At 69.0% G+C, this 15,358-nt stretch carries 16 protein-coding genes; 13 read left to right on the plus strand and 3 right to left on the minus strand.

Going from position 1 to position 15,358, the window contains the following annotated elements:
* Positions 1-107 precede the first annotated feature (107 nt).
* The 6 genes from BLV57_RS26685 to BLV57_RS26710 all read left to right on the plus strand — a co-directional run bounded on the left by BLV57_RS26685 (position 108) and on the right by BLV57_RS26710 (position 4,859).
* Positions 108-881 carry a thioesterase family protein gene (locus BLV57_RS26685; protein ID WP_091294176.1) on the plus strand — a complete coding sequence of 258 codons (774 nt, stop codon included), beginning with the start codon at positions 108-110 and terminating at the stop codon, positions 879-881.
* Between the two features lie 23 nt (positions 882-904).
* Positions 905-1,717 carry a pyrroline-5-carboxylate reductase gene (proC, locus tag BLV57_RS26690; protein WP_091294177.1) on the plus strand — a complete coding sequence of 271 codons (813 nt, stop codon included), beginning with the start codon at positions 905-907 and terminating at the stop codon, positions 1,715-1,717.
* A gap of 296 nt (positions 1,718-2,013) precedes the next feature.
* Positions 2,014-2,229, plus strand: coding sequence for a helix-turn-helix domain-containing protein (locus BLV57_RS26695; protein ID WP_091293322.1), 216 nt, complete (start codon positions 2,014-2,016; stop codon positions 2,227-2,229).
* 141 nt (positions 2,230-2,370) lie between these two features.
* Positions 2,371-2,472 carry a 30S ribosomal protein bS22 gene (locus BLV57_RS26700; protein ID WP_007030867.1) on the plus strand — a complete coding sequence of 34 codons (102 nt, stop codon included), beginning with the start codon at positions 2,371-2,373 and terminating at the stop codon, positions 2,470-2,472.
* Positions 2,473-2,745: 273 nt separating this feature from the next.
* Positions 2,746-3,795, plus strand: coding sequence for an NAD-dependent epimerase/dehydratase family protein (locus BLV57_RS26705; protein WP_091293324.1), 1,050 nt, complete (start codon positions 2,746-2,748; stop codon positions 3,793-3,795).
* Positions 3,792-4,859: a lysophospholipid acyltransferase family protein gene (locus tag BLV57_RS26710; RefSeq protein WP_245757532.1), complete on the plus strand. Its 1,068-nt coding sequence runs from the start codon at positions 3,792-3,794 to the stop codon at positions 4,857-4,859. The genes BLV57_RS26705 and BLV57_RS26710 overlap by 4 nt, the downstream gene beginning before the upstream one ends.
* An 82-nt stretch (positions 4,860-4,941) precedes the next feature.
* Here the strand turns inward: BLV57_RS26710 and BLV57_RS26715 are convergent, their stop codons facing one another.
* The 3 genes from BLV57_RS26715 to BLV57_RS26725 form a co-directional block, all read right to left on the minus strand.
* Positions 4,942-5,844, minus strand: a complete 903-nt coding sequence (locus BLV57_RS26715; protein WP_091293326.1) for an HAD family hydrolase — start codon at positions 5,842-5,844, stop codon at positions 4,942-4,944.
* 73 nt (positions 5,845-5,917) lie between these two features.
* The gene (locus BLV57_RS26720; RefSeq protein ID WP_245757533.1) at positions 5,918-6,931 is read right to left on the minus strand and encodes a DUF5667 domain-containing protein; all 1,014 of its coding nucleotides are present in this window, start codon (positions 6,929-6,931) and stop codon (positions 5,918-5,920) included.
* An 84-nt stretch (positions 6,932-7,015) separates the two neighbouring features.
* Complete coding sequence (locus tag BLV57_RS26725; protein WP_091293328.1) at positions 7,016-7,672, minus strand: sigma-70 family RNA polymerase sigma factor; 657 nt, start codon at positions 7,670-7,672, stop codon at positions 7,016-7,018.
* 287 nt (positions 7,673-7,959) lie between these two features.
* Here BLV57_RS26725 and BLV57_RS26730 point away from each other — a divergent pair, with 287 nt between their 5' ends.
* The 7 genes from BLV57_RS26730 to hemC all read left to right on the plus strand — a co-directional run bounded on the left by BLV57_RS26730 (position 7,960) and on the right by hemC (position 15,340).
* Complete coding sequence (locus tag BLV57_RS26730) at positions 7,960-9,429, plus strand: AMP-binding protein (protein ID WP_091293330.1); 1,470 nt, start codon at positions 7,960-7,962, stop codon at positions 9,427-9,429.
* A 4-nt stretch (positions 9,430-9,433) separates the two neighbouring features.
* Positions 9,434-9,679 (plus strand): glutaredoxin family protein, encoded by a 246-nt coding sequence (locus tag BLV57_RS26735; RefSeq protein WP_091293332.1) that lies wholly within the window; start codon positions 9,434-9,436, stop codon positions 9,677-9,679.
* A 46-nt stretch (positions 9,680-9,725) separates the two neighbouring features.
* Positions 9,726-11,276: a molybdopterin-dependent oxidoreductase gene (locus tag BLV57_RS26740; protein WP_245757534.1), complete on the plus strand. Its 1,551-nt coding sequence runs from the start codon at positions 9,726-9,728 to the stop codon at positions 11,274-11,276.
* A gap of 189 nt (positions 11,277-11,465) precedes the next feature.
* The gene (locus BLV57_RS26745) at positions 11,466-12,071 is read left to right on the plus strand and encodes a fasciclin domain-containing protein (RefSeq protein WP_091294184.1); all 606 of its coding nucleotides are present in this window, start codon (positions 11,466-11,468) and stop codon (positions 12,069-12,071) included.
* Positions 12,072-12,291: 220 nt separating this feature from the next.
* Positions 12,292-13,083, plus strand: a complete 792-nt coding sequence (locus tag BLV57_RS26750; RefSeq protein WP_176968834.1) for a redox-sensing transcriptional repressor Rex — start codon at positions 12,292-12,294, stop codon at positions 13,081-13,083.
* Positions 13,080-14,387 carry a glutamyl-tRNA reductase gene (locus BLV57_RS26755; RefSeq protein WP_091293334.1) on the plus strand — a complete coding sequence of 436 codons (1,308 nt, stop codon included), beginning with the start codon at positions 13,080-13,082 and terminating at the stop codon, positions 14,385-14,387. Before BLV57_RS26750 ends, BLV57_RS26755 begins: the two co-directional genes overlap by 4 nt.
* The gene (gene hemC, locus BLV57_RS26760) at positions 14,384-15,340 is read left to right on the plus strand and encodes a hydroxymethylbilane synthase (RefSeq protein WP_176968835.1); all 957 of its coding nucleotides are present in this window, start codon (positions 14,384-14,386) and stop codon (positions 15,338-15,340) included. Before BLV57_RS26755 ends, hemC begins: the two co-directional genes overlap by 4 nt.
* Positions 15,341-15,358 lie beyond the last annotated feature (18 nt).

The raw sequence follows: 15,358 nt of genomic DNA on the forward strand, positions 1-15,358 counted from the left end.
GTGCCTTGCGTAGATCGTCTTCGGTGCTCGTCCGCGCTGGTCAGCGTTAGGTGAGCCCGCTCGACGACACCGCCACGTCCTTCGACGTGGCGAATACGGTGCGGTCGATGGGTGACGGGACGTTCACCGCCGACCTCAAGCTCGAATGGTCCATCGGCGGCCACCCGCATGGTGGCTTCCTCATGGCCTTGCTCGCCAAGGCCGCGCTCGCGGTGCTCCAAGAGCGCGGTGAGCCGCCTGCCGACCCGCTCGCGGTGAGCGCGGAGTTCCTGCGCCCGCCCGCGATCGGCCCGGTGCTGCTGCGCACGGACGTGCGCAAGGTGGGCAGGCGCGCGACCGTGGTCGCGGTCGGACTGGAACAGCGCGGCCGCAGCTGCGTCGAGGCCAGGGTGACCGCGGGCCGGTTGCCGATGCGCCGTCCGGAATGGACCGAACTGCCCGCGATGCCGGTCGAGCCGCCCGCCAGCGCGATCGCGATCGCGGGCGACACCGCCGAGGGCACCTTCAACCTGGCCAAGGGCTGCGATGTGCGCCTCGACCCGGCCACCGTGGGGTACCTGGCCGGTCGCACCGGCGACCCGCCCAGGATCAAGCTGTGGGTCCGGCCTCGCCACGGACTGGCCGACCCGTACTTCGCGCTGGTCGCCGGTGACGTGAACCCGCCCGTCGTGTTCAACCTAGGCCGGTTCGGCTGGGCGCCGAGCGTGCAGCTGACCGCGCTGCTGCGCACGCGCCCGGCGCCGGGCTGGCTGCGGGTGATCGTGGACTGCCGCTCGGTGCACGAGTCCTGGTTCGACTCGGACGCGCTGGTGATCGACTCGCAGGGCCGCCTGGTCGCCCAGGCCCGTCAGCTGGGACTGGCACCCGCGCCGGGAGCCTGAGCCCGCGTGTTTGGATGGTCGGCATGAGCGTTATCGCGTTGCTGGGTGCCGGAAAAATCGGAGAGGCGTTGCTCTCGGGGCTGCTGCACGGCGGCACGAGCGCCGATGACCTGCTGTTCACCGAGCGATATCCGGCACGGGCCGCCGAGCTGACCGAGAAGTACGGCGTGCACGGCGTGACCGTGCCCGAGGCGGCCAAGCGTGCCGACGTGCTGATCGTCGCCGTGAAGCCGCAGGACATCGACCCCGTGCTCGACGAGCTCGCGCCGCTGCTCGGGCCTGACTCGCTGGTCGTCTCGCTGTGCGCCGGGCTGCCGACCGCGTTGTACGAGCGTCGGCTGGCTTCGGGCGTCCCGGTCGTGCGCGTGATGCCGAACACGCCGATGCTGGTCGGCGAGGCGATGAGCGCGATGTCACCCGGCAAGCACGCGACGGCCGCCCACCTGACGGTCGTCCGCGAGCTGCTGGAGCACGTCGGCAAGGTCGTCGAGGTGCCGGAGTCGCAGCAGGACGCGGTGACCGCGCTCTCGGGTTCCGGGCCCGCGTACTTCTTCTTCCTGGTCGAGGCCATGATCGACGCCGGCATCCTGCTCGGCCTGCCGCGCGCGTTGTCCGAGAGCCTGATCGTCCAGTCGGCCGTCGGCGCCGGGAAGATGCTCGCCGAGTCCGGCGAACACCCGGTCATCCTGCGCGAGGCGGTCACCTCCCCGGCCGGCACGACCATCAACGCCATCCGCGAGCTGGAGAAACACGGCGTCCGCGCCGCACTACTGGCGGCCATCGAAGCCGCCCGCGACCGCTCGGTCGAGCTGGGCAAGGCCCACGAAACCCCCTGACCAGCCCGGGAAAAAAATCCCAATGTGGCTTTCGTCAGGTTCCGGCCAGCCAATGTGGCGTTGGTCAGGTCAAAGCTGACCAACGCCACATTGGGATTTTTTTTCCCTGGTCGAGGTGGCATTCGGGGGACCCGAGAGAAATTGGCTAGTGCAAATGGGGCAGGTCAGGGGCCCATACCGGTGACTGGCGTCGCATTAGTCCCACGAGTCCCGCTACTCTCACGAGAGCACGTGCGTGTCGGTACCGCCGGTGGGGAAGCCGCGCGGCGCGACACGTGTCGAAGGATCGGTGAATCATGCCGCCGAACAAGAAGGAGGACGTGCCCGCGGTCGGGCAGGTCCAGTTTTTGACGGTCGCCGAGGTGGCCACGCTCATGCGGGTCTCCAAGATGACCGTTTACCGCCTCGTGCACTCGGGTGAGCTGCCGGCCGTTCGGGTCGGCAAGTCGTTCAGAGTGCCGGAGAAAGCAGTGCACACTTACCTCGAAGGGGCATACTTCGACGTAGGTTGAGTGAGCGGCGGGCCCGAAGCCGGGCCCGCCGACTCAGTCCTGGACAGGCGCGGGTAACCTGGTAGACCGCTCGTGCCTGTGCGCTCCAACCGTTGGACGCTGCGCCGGGCAGCGTGACCGACGACGACCTAAGGAGCGCCCGTGGGCTCTGTGATCAAGAAGCGCCGCAAGCGCATGTCGAAGAAGAAGCACCGCAAGTTGCTTCGCCGCACTCGGGTTCAGCGCAGGAAGGCCGGTAAGTAGCCTTCGGCTGCGAGACAGCTCGGGTATGGCCCGTCCAGCACTTGGACGGGCCATTCTCTGTTTGTGGGCACCCCTGCCCCCATTCGAGTGACGTCACGAAACGTTTGCCAGGTGGGCGAGTTAATAGCATGTAAGACGCCTCTGGGCCATGCCTAATGAGCGGTAACATCCTGAGGGCGTCGGCGCGATGCTTCCAGTGAGTGCAGGTTCGCGCACCTCGGGTGACTGAGCCCGTGAAGATCGAAAAAAGCCCTAATCGCCGTAGGGAGACTCATGCCGTCCAACATCGTGCTCGTGACCGGGGTCGGTGGGGAGCTGGGCGGAAAACTGCTGGCCAGGCTCGGTAACAACCCCGACTTCGAGCGGGTGATCGGCGTGGACACCACACCGCCGGCGAAATCCGTGCTGCAGCGAATGGGACACGCCGAATTCGTGCGTGCGGACATTCGAAACCCACTGATCGCGAAGGTCATCAGCAGCGCCAAGGTCGACACGGTCGTGCACGCGTCGACGACCGCGCATCCGGCGGGCCCCAGCCGCCGGACGGCGATCAAGGAAGTCAACGTCATCGGCACCATGCGCCTGCTGGCCGCGTGCCAGCGCTCGCCGCTGGTGCGCAAGCTGGTGGTCAAGTCCACCGCGGCCGTGTACGGCGCGAGCTCGCGCTCGCAGGCCGTGTTCACCGAGGATTCAGAGCTCATCCCGGCGGACTCCAGCGGCTACGCCAAGGACGCCGTGGAGATGGAAGGTTACGTACGGGGTTTATCCCGGCGCAGACCGGATATCACCGTCACCATGGCCCGCTTCATCAATCTCATCGGGCCCGAGGTCGACACCGTGCTGGCGAGGTACTTCGCCTTGCCGGTGGTCCCGACGGTGTTCGGCTTCGACGCCCGCATCCAGCTCCTGCACTCGGCGGACGCGCTGTCCGTGCTCGAGCTGGCGACCGTGCACGACAAGCCCGGCGTGTTCAACGTCGGCTCGGACGGCGTGATGACGCTGTCGCAGATGATCCGCCGCGCAGGCAGGCTCGAGCTGCCGATGCCGCGCGGAGTATTGCCGTCGATCGGGAAGGTGCTGCGCGGCGCTCGCGTCGTCGACTTCTCGGCCGACCAGGTACGGCTGCTGAACTTCGGGCGGGTCGTGGACACCACGCGGCTCAAGAAGGAGTTCGGCTACACCCCGCGCTGGACGACGCGCGAGGCATTCGATGACTACATCCAGGGCCGGGGCATCAGGCCCGTCCTGGACGGGGGCCTGCTGGCGGGACTGGCGGGCAAAGTGATGACCGCGGCGGCGACCGGTCAGTCGGCCGCGCGGTGAAACCCGAGCGAGACCCGCACAAGGAAAGCGAGGCGGACAACGTGAGCAGTGCCGAAGCACAGGTCATCCCGCTGCACGGACCGGGGAGAGAGAAGCCGAGGGACACCGTCGAGGTGCCCGCGGAGAAGCTCGCCGAAGCGGATGAGACTGAACGGCTGCTCCAAGCCCCGGTCGTCAACTTCCCGGCACCGGCCGCCGCGCCGGTGCGGCAGCCGGACGTTTCCGAGCTGCCCGAGGCGCTGGCGGAGGCGATCGCGTTCGTGCGCAGCAGGCTGACGGGCAGTTACACCGTCGACGAGTTCGGCTTCGACGCCGAGCTCACCGAGACCCTCATGCTCCCGCCTTTGCGTGCGCTGTACCAAAAATGGTTCCGCGTAACGACTTACGGCGTGCACAACCTGCCCGTCGACGGCGGCGCGCTGCTCGTGTCCAACCACTCGGGCACCTTGCCGATCGACGCGCTGATGACCGCGGTCGCCGTACACGACGAGCACCCGAAGCACCGCCACATGCGCGGCCTCGGCGCCGACCTCGTCTTCAAAGTGCCCTTCATCGGATCGTTCGCCCGCCGCATCGGCCAGACACTGGCCTGCAACGCCGACGCCGAGCGCCTGCTCTCCAAGGGCGAGCTGGTCGGCGTGTGGCCGGAAGGCTTCAAGGGCATCGGCAAGCCGTTCTCGGCCCGCTACAAGCTGCAGCGCTTCGGACGCGGTGGTTTCGTGTCGGCCGCGCTGCGCACCGGCGTGCCGATCATCCCGGTGTCGGTGGTCGGCGCCGAGGAGATCTACCCGAAGATCGGGGACGTGAAGGTGCTCGCGCGCATGCTCGGGCTGCCGTACTTCCCGATCACGCCACTGTTCCCGCTCTTCGGCCCGCTCGGTGCGATCCCGCTGCCGACGAAGTGGACCATCGAGTTCGGCGAGCCGATCCAGACCGACTCGTACTACCCGGGCGCCGAAGAGGACCCGATGCTCGTGTTCAACCTGACCGACCAGGTCCGCGAGTCGATCCAGCAGACGCTCTACCGCCGCCTCTCCCAGCGCCAGGGCATCTTCCGCGGCTGACGCACCCCGTACGAAAGCCCGAAAGCCACTTTCGTCAGATGCGATCTGACGAAAGTGGCTTTCGGGCTTTGACGAGGTCGGCCTAGCGGCGGCGGTAGGCGAGGCCCGCGGCGACCGCGCCCGCGACCGCGCCGGCGCCGAGCACCGAGGGCACGCCGATCTTGGCGGCCTTGCGGCCGGTGCGGAAGTCGCGGATCTCCCAGCCTCGGGCGCGGGCGACGTCGCGCAGGCCCGCGTCGGGGTTGACCGCGACCGCGGTGCCGACCGCCGAGAGCATCGGGACGTCGTTCTGGGAGTCCGAGTAGGCCGTGCAGCGGCGCAGGTTCAGACCTTCGCGGGAAGCGAGCGCGCGGACGGCGTGTGCCTTCGCACGGCCGTGCAGGAGGTCGCCGACGAGGCGTCCCGTGTAGACACCGTTCTCGGTCTCGGCGACCGTGCCGAGCGCGCCGGTGAGGCCGAGGCGGCGCGAGATGATGGCCGCGAGTTCGATCGGGGTCGCGGTGACGAGCCACACGCGCTGGCCGGCGTCGAGGTGCATCTGGGCGAGCGCGCGGGTGCCGGACCAGATCTTGTCGGCCATCAGCTCGTCGTAGATCTCTTCGCTGATCTCGGTCAGCTCGGCGACCGTTCGTCCGGCCACAAAGGACAGTGCCTGCTCGCGGTGGGTCTTGATGTCTTCCTTGTTCTCGCGGCCGCCGACGCGGAATTTCACCTGCTGCCACATGAAACCGGCGAGATCGGCGGTCGTGAAGAACTTGCGCGCGGCGAGGCCGCGGGCGAAGTAGAAGATCGACGCGCCCATCATCATGGTGTTGTCGACGTCGAAGAAGGCGGCGGCCGTCAGGTCCGGTGGCGCCGGCGGGGTGGGCGGCAGCGCCAGTTCGGCGGCTTCCATCGCGACGGCGGCGTCAGCCGACGCCTCGCCAGCGAGAGTGGCGAGCCGTTCGAGTTCCTGACTCTTGTCCTTGCCACGCCAAGATGACACGCACACCGCCTCAGGTCGGAAGAACCGGTCCTGTGCACAGAGTAGCGACCACGGAACCAGGCTCGCGTCAAGCCTAGGGAATGATGATAGGTGGCAAGCCCGGCAACAAGGGTGGCAGCGAGATCAACGGCGGCTGACTTGTCGTCGGTATCGGCAGAGGTGGCAGCTGCGTCGGCAGGATCGGCGGCGGGACCACCGGCGGCGGCTTCACCGCGCTGCCGGACGGCGGCGGCCCGGCGCTGGTCGGCCGCGACACCCCCGGCGACGGCGAGCTGGTCGACGTCAGCATCGAGGTCGGCACGGTCGGCGTCTGCTCGGGCTCGTTGGGGTTGGGCGGTGGCTTCGACGGCGCCTGCTCGCAGACACCGGTCGAGGGCAGCATGCCGAGTTCGTCGGCCAGGCCGGTGGTGATCTGGTAGCAGTTCAGCCGCCCGGAAAGATCCGTCGCCCGCTGCTCGATCTTCATCAGCGTCGGATCGGCGGCGGCGAGCCTGCCCGTGTGCTGACGCGCCCAGTCCCGCAGCTGCGTCAGCAGGACCTGTCCGCCGTTGGCCGTCGCGAACGCGGTCAGCTGCGTGACGCCTTGGCGTGCTTCGCTCTCGAAGTCGGCCAGGCCCTCGCGGAAGGCGGGGGTGGTGGGATCGACCCGGGACAGCTCGTTGAGCCGGTTGGTGGCGAACTCGAGGTGCTTTTCGGCCTTCTCCTGCTCGCCGAAGGTGAGCCCGAGTTCGGCCTGCTCGCCTGCGAGCTTCATCGAGTAGAGCGCGTCGCCCGGCAAGGCGTCCTTCGACATGACCATGCTCAGCCCGCCGAGCGCGATCCCGACGGTCGCGGCGGCGACGAGCACGCGGGTCATCACGCGCGGCGCGTGCACCGGCTCCGGTTCCTCGTCGGGAGGCGCGAGCCGTCCGACGATCTCCGCGCGGATGCGGGCCTTGGTCTCCTCGTCCGGCGTGCCCGCCGCGCCGAGCGAGCGGAGGCCGCCGATCAGCGCGAGTTCGGCGCCGAAATCACCGGCTTCGGAGGGGTCGTCGAGGGCGCGAGCGAACCTTTCGCTCTCCTCGCGCTCACGTCTCAAGTCCCGCACTCCGACTCCATCACCGGCACAGTCGGAATGAGAACGATCCGGAGTCCCCCGGAGTTACGGCTACTCCAAAGTAGGTAAAACGGGCTAACGAATGCCGTTGGGCAGCAGCTGGGCGAGCCTGCGGACGGCCCGGTGCTGCAACGCCTTGATGGCGCCTTCGTTGCGGCGCATGATCTGCGCGGTCTCGGCGACCGACAGGCCCTGCATGAAACGCAGGATGATGCATTCGCGCTGGTCATCGCCCAGTTCGGCGACGCATTTGAGCAGCTCGGTCCGCGTCGCGCGGGTGATCGCCTCCTGCTCGGGACCCGGCTGGCCTCCCGCGGTCGGCTCGGTGACCTCGTCGGTCACGACCTCGAGCCGAAAGCGGCTGGACTTCACGTGGTCCAGGATCAGGTTGCGCGCGATGGTGACGAACCAGGCGCCGACGTCACGGCCTTGGTAGCTGACCGAGGTGATGCGCCGCAGTGCGCGCAGGAACGTCTCGCTGGTGACGTCCTCGGCCAGGTCGCGGTCGCCGAGCCGAAAGAGGACATAGCGGTAGACCACGTCGACGTAGCGGTCGTAGAGCAGGCCGAACGCGCCGGAGTCGCCCTTCTGGGCGGCCGTGACGAGCTCCCAGGCCTCGGTCTTCGCGAGTTCCGGATCCTTCTTGGGAGTGGCCTTGGCAGCAGAACGCCTGATGATGTGCCCGGCCACCAGTGCGGCGGGTCCACGCATCGCGGCGACTTGCAGGCTCATCTCGAGGCACCTCCGGCGGGCTCGCCACTGTAGTCAACGCCCCCGAATCCCCGCAGGGAGTCTTGACCTGTGCGGACTGCTTCGTCAACAGCGGTCAAGGTGACTCCCTTCGGCGACCCTGCGTGAGCAATGACACGCGGGTCCGTTTCGGCAGCATACGTGTTGTTACCGGGAAGTAGGTAGTGGTGTCCAGGTTGCGGAGGTGCGACGAAGCCCGCGTATCCCCATGACGGGGGAGGAGATGACAAACTGGCAACGGTCCTCCACGCCTAACCACGGGAGTCGATTTGAGCGTCTCGCAGCTGCTTGCCCACGCCGGGGACAACTGGCCGGACGATGTCGCGCTCATCGAGACGGGCACCGGCGGCACGCTCACCTGGGCACAGTTCGACGCGGCCGCGAACGGGCTGGCGGCACGGCTGATCGCGGCGGGCGTCGAGCCGGGTGACCGGGTCGCGCTGCGGCTGCCGACCTCACCGGATTTCGCGGTCTCGTTCTTCGCCGCGCTGCGCGCTGGCGCGATCGTCGTGCCCATCTCGCCGCAGGCGCCCGGCCCGGAGCTGCTCCAGCTGCTGGCGCACAGCGGCGCGAAGCTGGTCGTCGAGCGCGAGCCATTTGACGGACTGCCCGACGAAGTCTCGTCCGTCGCGCCCGGCGTCGAGCCGGGTGAGCCGGTCGATCTCGGCCGCACCGGCGAGGACATCGCGGTCATCTCGTACACCTCGGGGACCACCGGCCCGCCACGCGGCGTGATGCTGTCGCACCGCGCGCTGCGCGCGAACGTCGACCAGGTGCTGCAGGCCGGGCCGGGCACGCTGGAGTGGGCCGACCGGATCCTGATCACCATCCCGCTGTTCCACGTCTACGGGCTGGGCCCCGGCCTGCTGACGGCCGTCGCGGTCGGCGCGACCGTGGTGTTCGCCGAGCGCTTCGAGGCGCAGCGCACGCTCGCGGACTGCGCGACGCACCGCGTGACCGCGATCGCCGGCGTCCCGACCATGTACGGCGAGTTCGCCGCGCTGCCCGCCGAGGACCTCGCGACCGGGCTGGCGACCGTCCGCAGGCTCACCTCGGGCGCCGCGCCGCTGCACCCGAAGGTGCTCGCCGCGATCCGCCAGGCGACCGGGCTGGGCGTGTTCGAGGGCTACGGGCTCACCGAATGCGCGCCGGTGGTGACGTCCACGCTGGTCACCGGCTACCCGAAGCCGGGGTCGGTCGGCAGGCCGCTGCCGGGCATCGAACTGCGGCTGGTCGACAGCGACGGCAAGCCCGAGCTGCCCGAAGACGAGGACGATCCGTTCGAAGACGGCTCCGGCACCGGGCTGGTGGCGGTCCGCGGCGCGAACCTGTTCTCCGGGTACTGGCCGGACGGCGACCACGGGCCGGACGAGGAGGGCTGGTTCCGCACCGGCGACGTCGGCTACCTCGACACCGACGGCGACCTGCACCTGGTCGACCGCGCGAACGACCTGATCATCGTCAACGGCTTCAACGTCTACCCGACCGAGGTCGAGAACATCATCAACGAGCTGCCGGAGGTCACCGAGGCCGCCGTGGTCGGCGTCGTCGACGAGCGCACGGGCGAGGCGGTCAAGGCCGTCGTCGTGCCCGCGCCCGGCGCCGCGCTGTCCGAGCAGCAGGTGATCGAGCACTGCGCGGCCAAGGTCGCCGGGTACAAGGTGCCGAGGATCGTCGAGTTCGTCGACGAACTGCCGCACTCGTCGACCGGGAAGCTGCGCCGCGTCAAGCTACGCTGAAACCATGTCGCACCAGGTGACGGTGATGAGCCGGGAAGGCTGTTCCGCCTGCGTCAAGGCGGAGGAGGACGTCGCGCGGATCTGCGCCGAGCTCGGCGTGGAGTGGACGACCGCCGACGTCGACAGCGACCCGGAATGGCGTGCCGAGTACGGCGACCGGGTCCCGGTGATCCTGGTCGACGGCGATGAGCACAGCTACTGGTCGGTGGATGAGCTGCGGCTTCGCAAGACACTCGTAAGCGAGCCGTAAGGCGCTCTGGCCAACCGGGACGGCACTCCGCTCCGAAGATGGGAGTGTGAGTGAGCTGAAGACCAAGACCCGGCTCTTGCCGATCCCGCTCGGCGCGCTGGCCGGCGTGCTGGCGGCGGTCGCCGCGTTGGCCGCCGGGCACCTGGTGGCGGCCTTCGTCGGGCTGAACGCCTCGCCGTACCTCGCGGTCGGCAACGCGGCGATCGACCTGACCCCGCTGCCGGTGAAGACCTGGGCCGTCGACACGTTCGGCACCGCCGACAAGGCCGTGCTGCTGACCGGGATGGCGCTGGTGATGCTGCTGGCCGCCTGCCTGGCGGGCGTGCTCTCCCGGCGCAAGCCGCTGGCCGGGCAGATCATCGTCGGGCTGTTCGGCGTCGCGGGCATCGCGGCCGTGATGAGCAGGCCAGACCTGGGGCAGCTGGCGATCCTCGCGCCGTTCGTGAGCGTTCTTGTCGGTGTCGTGGTGTTCACTTGGCTGCATCGGATCTTGCTGCCGCAGACCTACGCCGAGCCGGTCGAAGGCACGACCCGAAGGAAGTTCCTGATCACCGGGGCCGGAGTCGCGGTCGGCGCCGGGGTCGCGGGCCTGGCCGGGCAGTCGATCGGGGCTTCGAAGGACGCCGAGGGTTCGCGCGCGACCGTCGGCAGGCTCGTCGCCGCGCGCACCGCGCCGCCGATCCCGGCGGACGCGGACTTCGCCAAGTTCGGCACGCCGCGGTTCCTGACGGTGGCGCCGGAGAAGTTCTACAAGATCGACACCGCACTGGTGGTGCCGCAGGTACGCATCGAGGATTGGAGCCTGAAGATCCACGGGATGGTGGATCGGGAGATCACCTTCTCCTACTCGGACATCCGTAACCGGCCGCTCGTGGAGCGGGTGGTCACGCTGACCTGCGTGTCCAACGAGGTCGGCGGGGACCTGATCTCCACCGGCAAGTTCATCGGCGTCGACCTGGCCGACCTGCTCAACGAGGCGGGCGTGAAGCCCGGCGCCGAGCAGCTGTTTTCGACCAGCGTCGACGGCTGGACCGCGGGCACGCCCGTGCCGATCGTGCTGGACCCGAACCGCGGCGCGATGCTCGCCATCGGCATGAACGACGAGCCGTTGACGGTCGAGCACGGCTTCCCGGCGCGGCTCGTGGTGCCGGGGTTGTACGGGTACGTGTCGGCCACGAAATGGGTCACCGACCTGGAGCTGACCACCTGGGCCGGCCGCCAGGCGTACTGGCTCAAGCGTGGCTGGGGCCAGTTCGGTCCGATCAAGACGGAGTCGCGGATCGACAGCCCGAGCGGGTTCGCCCAGGTGGGCACCGGTCCGCTGCGCGTGTCCGGCATCGCGTGGGCGCAGCACACCGGCATCGAGCGCGTCGAGGTCAGGCTCAACCAGGGGCCGTGGCAGCAGGCCATGCTCTCGGCCGAGGTGACCAAGGACGCCTGGCGCATGTGGTGGCTCGACGTGGACGTCCCGAAGGGGACGCATCAGCTGTTCGTCCGTGCGACCGACCAGACCGGCTACACGCAGACGGAAGCGCGGGCCGACGTCGTCCCCGACGGCGCCACCGGCTGGCATTCCGTCTCCCTCGACGCGCGCTAGGCGTCGTGAGTGTTTTGACCGGTTAGAACCGGCCGTATCACTCACGACCAATCCCTTCTCGGGCCTGTGGCGAATACCTCCTGTCCTGTGAGATTTCCCCTTCCCCGGCTGGAGTGATGCGCAGTGAAGAATGTTCGTGGCGTGGTCGGAATCGCGCTCGGGTCCGCTTTCGCGTTGAGTGCCTGCAGCATGGGTGGTAACGCGTCGAATTCCGCACCCGCCCCGGCGCCGCCGCCCGCTGCGGCGCCCGCGTCGGCCTCGTCGGCGGCCGCCTCGGGCAGCGACGGCGTCACGACCAACGCCGACGTGTTCGGCCCCGCCTGCTCCAAGCTGCCCACCGGCAACGCCCCAGGCAGCCTCGACTCGATGGGCCCGCAGCCCGTCGGCAGCGCGGCCGGCACGAACCCGCTCCTCAAGAAGCTGGTCGCGGCCGTCACCGCCGCCAACCTGGTCGACCCGCTCAACTCGGCTCCCGGCATCACGGTGTTCGCACCGGCCGACGACGCGTTCAAGGCATTGGGTGACGCGAAGTTCACGGAATTGGCGAACAATCCGGAGAAGCTCGCGCCCATTCTCAAATACCACGTCGCGAGCAAGCGTTATGACGCGAAAGGCCTCGCGGACGAGGTTTCCATCGACACTTTGAACACCGAAGGCGGCCCGCTGAAAATCGAAGGTTCCGGTGAGAACATCACCGTCAACGGGAACCCGATCCTCTGCGGCAACATCCCGACCAAGAACGCGACGGTCTTCGTGATCGGCAAGGTCCTCACCCCCGGCACCAACAAGTCCTGACGCCAGGCCCTCAGGGGTCGTGAGTGGTATGACCGGTTCTAACCGGCCGCGCCACTCACGACCCCTGCGTGGCGTTCGTCATGCCGCCGACCTGTGACTTTGTGCCTGCGTTCACAAGTGGCTACCGTAGACGCGTCGGCCCCGTGCGGCGCCCGGATCGAACCGGAAGACGCTCGCCGGGTCAAGAGTCAGTTTTTGCGTTTTCGGTGAGGAGAACCGCGTGGTGTCACAGCGAGGCCGGCGCAACGGGGCCGCGGTGGCCGCCGGCACGCCGGACGCGGACAACGCGCCGACCGCCGAGATGCCCGCGGTGACCGTCGAAGCGGACCCGGTGCGCGCCCGCTCGATCCCCGAGGCCGCCGTCGCCAGGCTGGCCGTCTACCTGCGGGTTCTCTCCGGGATGTCGGACCAGGGCGCGACCACGGTCGCCAGTGAGGAGCTGTCCGCTGCCGCCGGGGTCAACTCCGCCAAGCTGCGCAAGGACCTCTCGTACCTCGGCTCGTACGGCACGCGCGGCGTCGGCTACGAGGTCAGCGTCCTCATCGAGGAGATCGAGCGGATACTCGGGCTGACCCGCAAGCACAAGGTCGCCGTGGTCGGTATCGGTAACCTCGGCCACGCGCTGGCCAACTACGGCGGGTTCCCCGGCCGCGGCTTCCCGGTCGAGGCGCTGTTCGACCTGGACCCCGACCTGATCGGCATCCCGGTCGGCGGCATCCCGGTCTCCCACCTCGAAGACATCGCCTCGGTGTGCAAGGAGCGCGAGATCTCCATCGGCGTCATCGCCACCCCGCCGACCGCGGCGCAGTCCGTCTGCGACCGCTTGGTCGCGGGCGGCGTGCAGTGCATCCTCAACTTCGCCCCAGTCGTGCTTCAAGTGCCATCGCATATAGAGGTACGCAAGGTCGACCTGGCCGTCGAGTTGCAGATCCTGTCCTTCCACGTGGCACGGCGGGCCGACGCGGAACTCGGAGCGAACGGAACCGGGAACGGGTACGTGATCCAGACATGAGCATTCTTGCTGTCGGCCTGTCCCACCGCAGCGCCGAACTCACCACACTCGAACGCGCCGCGATCGCGCCGCACAACCAGGGCAAGGTGCTGCACCAGCTGCAGCAGGCGCCGCACGTCAGCGAGGTCATGCTCGTCTCGACCTGCAACCGCACCGAGGTCTACGCGGTCGTCGAAACCTTCCACGGCGGCCTCAACGACGTCACGGACGTGCTGGCCGCGCAGGCCGGGATGGACCAGACCGACCTCTACGACAGCCTGTACGTGCACTACGCGGGCGCCGCGGTCGAGCACGTGTTCAATGTCGCGTCCGGACTGGACTCGATGGTCGTCGGCGAGACCCAGATCCTCGGCCAGGTGCGGTCGTCCTATGCGGACGCTCGCGAGGCCGGCACCGTCGGCCGGACGCTGCACGAGCTGATCCAGACCACGCTGCGCGTCGGCAAGCGGGTCCACACCGAGACCGGACTTGACGCACTAGGTGCCTCGGTCGTCTCCGAATCCTTGGCCGCCGCCGGTGATCTGACCGGTGCGCACGCGCTGATCGTCGGCGCCGGTTCGATGGGCGCGCTGTCCGGTTCGCACCTGCGCAAGGCGGGCGTCGGCGCGATCACGGTCGTCAACCGCACCCAGGTCAACGCCGAACGCCTCGCCGCGTCGATCACCGAGCACGGCGTGCCGGCGAGCGCGATGCCGATGAGCGAGCTCGCCGCCGCCGTCGCGAAGGCCGATGTCGTCGTCGCGTGCACCGGAGCGCAGGACGCGGTGGTGACCCTCGAGCACCTCGCGACGCGCACCAAGCCGGTCGTCATCTGCGACCTCGGGCTCCCGCGCGACGTGGACCCGGCCGTGACGAGTGTCGCTGGTGTGACGCTGGTCGACCTCGAGACCGTCCAGCGCCGCATGCGCGAGGCAGGCACCCCGACCACGGAGAAGCAGAAGGCCCGCGCCGCCGGGATCGTGCTCGACGAGGTGCGCGAGTACCTCGCCGGTCAGCGCAGCGCCGAGGTCACCCCGACGGTCACCGCGCTGCGGCGCCGTGCGGCCGAGGTGGTCGACGCCGAACTGCTCCGCCTGGACAACCGCCTGCCCGGCATGGACGTCGCGGTACGCGAAGAAGTGGGCCGCACGGTGCGCCGCGTGGTCGACAAGCTGCTCCACGCGCCGACCGTGCGGGTCAAGCAGCTGGCCGCCGAGACGGCCGACACCGATTACGCCAACGCGCTGCGCGAGCTGTTCTGTCTCGACCCGCAGGCCCCGGCCGCGGTCGCCAGCCCCACAGCAACTCCGGAAGAAGACAAGTGAGCCGAGTAATCAAGATCGGGACGCGCGGGAGCAAGCTCGCACTCGCGCAGACCGGAACGGTCGCCGACGCCTTGCGCGCGACCGGCGCCGAAGTCGAACTCGTCACCGTGACCACGCCCGGTGACGTCTCGAGCGCGCCGATTCCCACGATCGGGGTCGGGGTGTTCACCTCCGCGCTGCGCGACGCGCTGCTGGCGGGCGACGTCGACGTGATCGTCCACTCCTACAAGGACTTGCCGACCGCGCCGCACGAGGGCATTTCGCTCGCCGCCGTGCCGCCGCGCGAGGACCCGCGTGACGCGCTGATCGCCCGTGACGGCCTCACTCTCGGTGAGCTGCCGCCGGGTTCCAAAGTGGGCACCGGGTCCCCTCGGCGCACCGCGCAGCTGCAGGCGCTGGGCCTCGGTTTGGAAATCGTGCCGATTCGCGGCAACATTGACACCCGCATGGGCAAGGTCTCGAGCGGCGAGCTGGATGCCGTGGTCCTCGCCCGTGCCGGACTGGTGCGGATCGGCCGCGGCGACGCGATCACCGAGACGCTCGACCCGATCCAGATGCTTCCCGCGCCGGCGCAGGGTGCGCTGGCGGTCGAATGCCGGTCGGCCGATGTGGACACCGAGCACCTGCTTCGGTCCACATTGGACGATGAAACGACCAGGGTGGCCGTTGCCGCCGAGCGCTCGCTGCTGGCGGCGCTCGAGGCGGGCTGCAGTGCCCCGGTCGGAGCTTTGGCGGAAGTCGTCGAGGACCTGGACGCCGAGGGCGCGGTCATCGAACGGATTTCGCTGCGCGGCACCGCTGCCGCCGAGTTCGAGGGTGGAGCGGTGGACATGCTGCGAGCCTCCGCGCTCGCGGAAAAGACTGAAGCGGTAGAGCTCGGCCGGACACTGGCCGCCGAGCTGCTGGACCTGGGAGCCGGAGCGCTCTCGGGACCTGGTCGCACCACCCAGTAAGACGCTGAAAGATCCGGC

This window comes from Amycolatopsis xylanica (assembly GCF_900107045.1).
GTDB classification, from domain to species: Bacteria; Actinomycetota; Actinomycetes; order Mycobacteriales; family Pseudonocardiaceae; genus Amycolatopsis; species Amycolatopsis xylanica.